A 6875-nucleotide genomic window follows, 5' to 3' on the forward strand; every position below is an offset into this window, starting at 1 on the left:
AACGACTTTCGCGATGTGCTTCCGGCCGCCGGTTGGGAGATCACCTATCTGGGCCCGACCACCTACCAGGTCAACATCAGCGCCGAGTCCATCCAGATGATGGCCGCGCGCAATCCCGACATGGCCGATGAGGCGGAGAAGCTGCTGGAGCGGTTCCGCGCGATGGAGCCCTGGCTCGAGGGCGGGCGGGTGTTTGCGCCCTTCTGGGAAGTCCACGCCACGCGGGTCGACTGACGGCTTTCCCCACCATGCCGGGCTATGGTCGTGCAGCGCAGGGCTATGGTCGTGCAGCGCGGACGCTTTTCTCGCGAAACTTAAACCATGGCGCCACTTCTCGGCGTGTCGTGTGCGTGGTTTACGCGTCGCGGCATCCCCGACGAATAAGTGCCTCTCGCGCACGTCGCACCACATCCTTGGGCTTGTCCTCGGCAATCACCCGGACGACGAGCCAACCCAGTTCTTCTAGCTTGCGCAGCCGATCCTGGTCGCGGGCGTACTGCCGCCGGTTGGCGCGATGGTGGTCGCCGTCGTATTCGACCGCCACTTTGTACTCCTGCCAGCCCATGTCGAGGATGGCAATGAGTCGCCAGTCGTGTTGCACCGGAATCTGCGTGGCGGGGACGGGAAGTCCGGCGTCTATCAAGAGCAAGCGCAGCCAGGTCTCCTTGGGCGACGCGGCGCCCGGATCTATTAACGGCAGTGCGGCACGCAGCTTTCGCAGGCCCCGCGCTCCCGCATGCCGCTTGGCCAGCATCAGCACATCCTGGATCGAAAACGGCTTCGCCCGCATCAGCGCGTCGAGTCGCGCCACCGCCTGGCCGGCGGGCAGCCGCCTGGCCAAGTCAAACGCCGTCCTGGCCGAAGTGGTGACCGGCAGACCACTAGTTCGGGTGACCTCGTCGGGATCGACTCGCTGGTTGAGCGTGATCACGCCCGCCGGCGGATGCGGGTTACGCCAGATCAACTCGATGGGTTCGTCGTCGTCGATCCAGCTCGAGCCGTGCAGCGCGGCGGCGGCCAGCCCGGCGAGGACGCCGCGTCGGCCCGACCACAACCACGCCGCAACCGAACGCGTGCGCAGTGACGGCACGGCGTGAACCGGCAGGTAGATGTCGGGATGGATGGCGCGGAATTGGGAGCGCAGCCGGTGCCGGCTCAAGTTTCCCTGCTGCAAGGCCTCGCTGCCGATAAACACGTCGTCCACACCTGGAAGACGTCAGGACTCAGCGGTCGGATCCGTGAAACTTAAGGCGTGGCGGCGTTCTCCGGCGTGTCGTGTGCGTGGTGTAAGTGTCGCGAAAACCCAACGGCGAAATTGGGCCGCGGGGTCTGGGCCGTGGGCTAGGAGCCGCGGCCTAGGCCGGCACCAAACGCAAGCAGACCGAGTTGATGCAGTACCGCTGGTCCGTCGGCGTCGGGTAGCCCTCACCGGCGAACACGTGGCCCAGGTGGCTGTGGCAGTTCGCGCACAGCACCTCGGTGCGCGTCGCGCCCAGCGAATGGTCGGGCCGCAGGATCACCGCGTCGGAGTCCGCCGGGTCGAAGAACGACGGCCAGCCGCAGTGCGACTCGAATTTCTCTGTGCTGCGGAACAATTCGGTGCCGCAGGCGCGGCACTGGTACACGCCTTCGGTCTTGGTGTCCGTGTATTCACCGGTGAAGGGCCGCTCGGTGCCGGCTTGGCGCAGCACCTGAAACTCTTCCGGGCTGAGTTTCTTGCGCCACTCGTCGTCGGTCAGCTGCAACTTCGGACGCGACACGTCTGGGGAGGTCATACATCCACGCTAGCGCCAATTGCGCTGACCCGCTGCGCCCGGCTCCGCCGCGCTTGCGATCACCGCGAGGCTCAATGGAGGTGACCCGCTGCGCCCGGCTCCGCCGCGCTTGCGATCACCTCACGCTCACGCTCGTCCGTCAGCCACGCCGGATCGATGCCGCCATCCAGCCGGTCCTCGGCCTTGGCGTCCAGGAACCGGAAGTACAGCACCGTGAACGTCACGATCAGCAGCAGCGACCAGCCGTAGGTGATCTTGAGGTACTCCAGCGCGCGGCCCCAGCGCATCCAGTTGAACAAAAGCCAGCGGTCAAGAGTCATGAAGCCGTAGATCCCCAGCCACGCCGGCCAGCTGCGGATCAGCGAATTGGGCAGCACGACCGTCATCAGGAACGGGAACAGCATCATCGAGTAGTAGCCCTGGGCCAGCGACGACACCAGGAACGACCACAACAGCAGCACCCCCGCCGAGTTGGTCAACCAGAACCGCGGGTCCCGGGTGCGGTAGTGGCGGTACAGCAGCCACAGGGCCCCGATCGCGAGCAGCGTGAACAGGATGCGCAGGAACACGATCAGCCAGGTGGGCAGGCCGAAGTACACGCCGTTGCCCTCGATCGAGCTGTTGAAGTAGTCGCGGGTGCCCAGGAAGTAGGGCACCGTTCGGGTGACGAAGTCCATCGGATCGCTGACCAGCGGCCACGCGGCCGCGTTGATGACGACGGGAATCACGACGGCGGGCACCAGCGTCCGCCACTGGCGGTTGAGCAACGGCAGCAACAGCAACGGCAACAGCACCGGCTTGAGCGTCAGCGTCAAACCGATCGCGGCGCCGGCCCACCACTGCCGGCTGATCCTGCCGTCCAGCAGCCAGCGCAAGAACAGCATCTCCGCGAGCAGCACGCAGCCGTTGATGTTGGTGAACACCAGCGTGTTGGTCACCGTCTCGGTGCAGAACATCGCCAGCAGCAGGGCGGGCGCGGCGACCGAGGACAGCGTGTAGTTGAACATCCGCAGCAGCAGGTACCAGGCGAGCAGGATCGCCACGGTGTTGATCAGGATGAACAGGTACCGCGACGGATACTCGGGCAGGTATCCGAACGGGGCCATCAGCAGCGTGCCGCCGGGGGGATACAGGTAGTGCGGATCGACGTAGTCGAAGTGCTCGTTGTAGATGTCCCAGCCGCGCCGGAAGTTGAGCACCGCCCGGTAGACGGGCTTGAAGTCGTCGGTGATGTTGCCGTTGGTGGTGATGACGATGCTGCGGTGCAGCACCGAGAAGATGGCGATCGGCCACAACGCGGACCGCAATACGCTCGCCACGCTCGGTGCGCCGGTGCGGGGACGAAAGGCGGCCAGGAGCCGATCACGCGAGCCGGTTCGGGTCGATTCAGCTGCCGTCACCAGCGCACCGTACACCGGCGCGCCCGGCTCGCCGAAGGCAGCATCAGGCCGGGCAGTAGGTGTCGGTGCCGGGCAATTTGCCGCTGTTGAGGTAGCCGGTCAGCGGCGGAATCGCGCACGCCGAATAGATGCTGGCGCCGTGGCCGATGCCCTGCCACATCACCCGCTTGCTGGCCGAGTTGGCGTTGATGATGCTGGCGGCGGTCGCCGCGACCCCATCGGTTCCCACGATCGGGTCGTTCTGTACACCGAGCAGCAGCACGTCGACCTTCAGGGTCTTCGGCGCGGGCGGCGGCGAGCCGGTGGGCCAGTGCACGCACTTGACCATGTTGAGCGCGGCGACGGTGCCGAACTGCGGGTAGAGCTTGCCCCAGGCGACGAAGAGTTCACGCACCCGGTCCGGCGTGGGGCGGTTGACCGCGTCGCTGCAGACGTTGACGAACTGACCGTCGGAGTCCTGTGTGGCGTTGGCGTGGTTGATCAGGTTGTTCAGCCCATTGGTGTCGCCGGAGCGGGCGGCCGCCAGCGCGTTGGCCAGATTGGTGGTGGCGTTGACGCGGCCGCCGGAGGGAAGACCCAGCGCGACGGTGATGGCGCTGGCGAGCTGTGACACCGACGTGCCACCGGGACCCTTACCGGCGCGGGCGTCGGCCAGCAGAGCGCTGACGGCGCCCTTCGGGTCCGGGCCCAGGGCGCAGTTCACGGCGAGGCACTGGGCGGCGAAGGCGTCGAGCGCCCCCTGCTGTCCCTTGGCCTGTTGCTCGGCGGCGGCTTCGGCGTTGGTGCCCAACGCAACCGGCGAGTCGAGGATCAGGCGGGCGACCTTGTCCGGCCGCGATCCGGCGTAGGACAGCGCCACCTGGGCGCCGTTGCCGATTCCGATCAACGCCAGGGCGGGCACGTCCCACGTGCTGCGCAACCGCTCGATGTCGGAGGCGGCGTGCGCGTCGTCGTACGCGGTGGCGCCCGGCGCGATGGCGTCGGTGCAGTTGGTGGTGGCGGTGTTGGCGATCTCGGACAGGTTGGCCACCGGATCGTCGCCGGTCTGGAATTGCGACTGGTCGCGCATCTCTTGACGGTCGAACTTGTCCCGGCAGTCGATGGGGCTCGACATGCCGATGCCGCGACGGTCGACGGCGACGATGGGGTGGGCGGCGAGCACGTCGGCGCCGGCCCGGGACAGCCAGACCGGTAATTGCGCCGACGACGGCAGATCCGAGCCGGTGGTGAAGACCAGCGGTCCGGCATCGTGGGGCGTCTGATTCGAGCGGGCGCGCACCACGCCGATGCTCAGGCTGCCACCCCCGCCGTTGACCGGGTCAAGGTCGGCGTCGTAATTCGCGCAATCCAGCCGGACGCCCGCGGCGGCGGTAACCGCCGCGTCGGCGAAAACTCGCGAGGTGCAGTCGTGCCAAGCCAGGTCGTTCTTGGGTGCGGCGATCGGGGGCGGCCCGCTGGGCGACGGCTTCGAGGTGGGCACCCCCTGCGGCCGCGCACCGGAATCGGTGGCGAAGCGCGGGTTGGCGGCCAGACCCGGGACGCAGCCGGCGAGCAGCGCGGTCACCGCAACCAGGATCGTGGCGCACGTGTACGGCCGACTCATGCCGACCACAGTAGCTAGGCCCTGACGTAGCGGGTGTAAAGGTAGCCGGCGGCGTCGGTCAGGACATGCGCACAACGCATCCGGGTGAGCAGCTGGCCCGGGCCGGCCGCGATGCGTCGCGGCTGGCCGCCGACGATGTAGGGCGCGATCGTCAGGCACAACTCGTCGAGCATGTCGCGCTCGATCAGCGAGCCCAGCAGCGTCGGCCCGCCCTCGGTGAGAATGCGGCGCAGCCCGCGTGCGCCGAGGGTGGCCAGCATGCTGTCTTCGTCAACCTTCTCGGGATCACTGCCGGAGCAGTCGAGAACCTCGCACAGGCCGTTGAGCAGCCGCCGCGTCTGAGCGGCCGCCGCGGTGCAGGTGAGGACCAGTGGCGGCACCTCGGTGCGGGTGAACACGGCCATGTCCCGGTTCAGGTGACCCGATTTGGTCACGATCGCCAGCGGCGGGACTTCGCTTTGTCCGCGGGCCTGCCGGTGCTGACGCTGGGCGACGCTCAGCTGCGCGCCCGAATACCCCTCGATCCGCACGGTGCCCGCGCCCACCACGATGACATCGGCGAGTTCACGCAGCAGGTTGAAGACGAACCGGTCGCCCGGGCCGCCCATGGCGCCGCTGCTGCCACCCGAGGTGGCTCCGCCGTCGACACTGGTGATGAAGTTCGCCCGCACCCAGGTGCTCTTTTGTTCGGGATAGCCGTAGATCCGGGGGAGTTCGCCGTCGTCGAGTTCGCGCACCGAGCCGAGCAGCGACAGCGGCGTCTCGGGCATGGGTCTGATTGGAGCACGCCGCTACAGTTCCTGCATGCACGGGTCCACCTCTGCGGGCGCTTCGGGCGGCGTGGCTCACCTGGTGGATCGGCATCCGACCGCGTCGCCGGAGCGGCTGATCGCCCAATTGAGACCGCCGCCGACGTTCGCCGACGTGAGCTTTGCGACGTACCAGCCTGATCCGGCCGAGCCGACACAGGCCGCCGCGGTCGCGGCGTGTCGAGACTTCTGCCGGCAGGCCGCGCGGCGCCGCGCAGGCCGGCGAAAACTGTTGGGACGGCGCGAGATTCTGCCCGGTGTCGGGCTGTACCTGGACGGCGGGTTCGGGGTGGGCAAGACGCACCTGCTGGCGTCGGCCTACTACGAGCTGCCCGGCGACGGACCGGGCGGGGCACCGGGCCGGGCGCCGGATGGGCCGGCTCCCAAGGCGTTCGCGACGTTCGGGGAGCTCACCCAGCTCGCCGGGGTGTTCGGCTTCGCCGAATGCGTCGACCTACTGGCCACCTACACGGCGGTCTGCATCGACGAGTTCGAACTCGACGACCCGGGCAACACCACGCTGATCGCGCGGCTCCTGTCGTCGCTGGTCGAGCGCGGGGTGTCGGTGGCCGCCAGCTCCAACACGTTGCCCGAGCAGCTCGGTGAGGGCCGGTTTGCGGCACAGGATTTCCTGCGCGAGATCAACACGCTGGCAAGCATTTTCACCACCGTGCGGATCGAGGGGCCCGACTACCGGCATCGCGGACTGCCGCCGGCACCACGGCCGCTGTCCGACGAACAGGTGGCGGCGCGCGCCGCGCGGGTCGAGGGGGCGACGCTCGACGACTTCGACGCGCTGTGCGCGCACCTGGCCACCATGCACCCGTCGCGGTATCTGACGTTGATCGAAGGTGTGAGCGGGGTGTTTCTGACCGGCGTGCATCCCGTCGACGACCAGAACGTGGCGCTGAGGCTGGTGTCGCTGACCGACCGGCTCTATGACGCCGGCATTCCCGTGGTGGCGTCGGGCGCCAAGCTCGACACCATCTTCGGCGAGGAGATGCTGGCGGGTGGATACCGAAAAAAGTACCTACGGGCCACTTCCCGGCTCCTGGCGTTGACCGCGGCGGTTAGCCGAGTTCGCGAACCATGACGTAGTCGTGCTCGAGGTCGGCGCCGAGGTGAAACGTCCTGGTACCGCTGACCGTGAAGCCGCTCTTGGTGTAAAAGCGTTGCGCGCGTTCGTTCCCCTGATTGACCCCCAGCCACACGCGGCGCGCCCCCCGCTCTTCGGCGGTGGCCAGGGTGAGGTCCATCAGGGCGCTCGACACCCCGCCGCCGTGGTACC

Annotated in this window: 7 protein-coding genes and 1 pseudogene; 2 read left to right on the top strand and 6 right to left on the bottom strand. The window is 68.0% G+C overall.

The window, feature by feature from the left end; translation table 11 throughout:
• Window positions 1-234 (top strand): annotated as a pseudogene (locus tag Q0W90_RS21850) (class I SAM-dependent methyltransferase); the annotation flags it as partial.
• A 121-nt stretch (window positions 235-355) separates the two neighbouring features.
• Here Q0W90_RS21850 and Q0W90_RS21855 read toward each other — a convergent pair.
• The 5 genes from Q0W90_RS21855 to Q0W90_RS21875 form a co-directional block, all read right to left on the bottom strand.
• Window positions 356-1204, bottom strand: coding sequence for a DUF559 domain-containing protein (locus Q0W90_RS21855; protein ID WP_297776549.1), 849 nt, complete (start codon window positions 1202-1204; stop codon window positions 356-358).
• A gap of 151 nt (window positions 1205-1355) precedes the next feature.
• Window positions 1356-1760, bottom strand: coding sequence for a peptide-methionine (R)-S-oxide reductase MsrB (gene msrB / locus Q0W90_RS21860; protein ID WP_297597538.1), 405 nt, complete (start codon window positions 1758-1760; stop codon window positions 1356-1358).
• Between the two features lie 86 nt (window positions 1761-1846).
• Window positions 1847-3190, bottom strand: a complete 1344-nt coding sequence (gene aftC, locus Q0W90_RS21865; protein WP_297776551.1) for an arabinofuranan 3-O-arabinosyltransferase — start codon at window positions 3188-3190, stop codon at window positions 1847-1849.
• A gap of 28 nt (window positions 3191-3218) precedes the next feature.
• On the bottom strand, window positions 3219-4778 hold the full coding sequence (locus Q0W90_RS21870) for an alpha/beta hydrolase (protein WP_297701097.1): 1560 nt from the start codon (window positions 4776-4778) through the stop codon (window positions 3219-3221).
• Window positions 4779-4792: 14 nt separating this feature from the next.
• Window positions 4793-5548, bottom strand: a complete 756-nt coding sequence (locus tag Q0W90_RS21875; protein WP_297597484.1) for a pyrimidine reductase family protein — start codon at window positions 5546-5548, stop codon at window positions 4793-4795.
• Here Q0W90_RS21875 and zapE point away from each other — a divergent pair.
• The gene (gene zapE / locus Q0W90_RS21880; RefSeq protein WP_297776555.1) at window positions 5547-6680 is read left to right on the top strand and encodes a cell division protein ZapE; all 1134 of its coding nucleotides are present in this window, start codon (window positions 5547-5549) and stop codon (window positions 6678-6680) included. The genes Q0W90_RS21875 and zapE overlap by 2 nt on opposite strands.
• On the opposite strand, the gene Q0W90_RS21885 is transcribed toward zapE, so the two are convergent.
• Window positions 6658-6875 (bottom strand): GNAT family N-acetyltransferase (locus Q0W90_RS21885; RefSeq protein WP_297776558.1); only part of this gene is annotated, 218 nt, incomplete at its 5' end. The genes zapE and Q0W90_RS21885 overlap by 23 nt on opposite strands.

It is taken from the genome of Mycobacterium sp., assembly GCF_025933915.1.
Classification (GTDB): domain Bacteria; phylum Actinomycetota; class Actinomycetes; order Mycobacteriales; family Mycobacteriaceae; genus Mycobacterium.